This window comes from Ramlibacter sp. bp-362 (assembly GCF_054956735.1).
This window is the reverse complement of the sequence record NZ_JBUDXE010000065.1, coordinates 1-258: the sequence shown is the minus strand read 5'-3', so window position 1 is coordinate 258 and position 258 is coordinate 1. Positions and strand designations below refer to the sequence as shown.

1 protein-coding gene is annotated in these 258 nt (G+C 44.6%); it reads right to left on the bottom strand.

Annotated elements, in window-relative coordinates; all coding sequences use genetic code 11:
* A partial coding sequence (locus ACY0MJ_RS22415) for an acyl-CoA dehydrogenase family protein (RefSeq protein WP_462640772.1) occupies positions 1 to 258 on the bottom strand: 258 nt, incomplete at both ends.

Below are 258 nucleotides of genomic sequence, written 5' to 3'. Positions count from 1 at the left end.
AGCACATAGCTTAGTCAACGCCCAAACGAATTTACGCATGTCTTTATCAAGCGCGTACTCTCCACACCATCTAATGATAGTAGAAGTATAGTCACGGATGATCTTGCCTTTAGACTGTAAAATAACTTTACGGCCTAATAAGTCTAGGGCTTGAATACCAGTTGTGCCTTCGTACATAGTGGCGATACGGGCATCACGAGCGATGAGCTCCATACCCCATTCTTTAATATAGCCATGACCACCGTAGATCTGCTGACC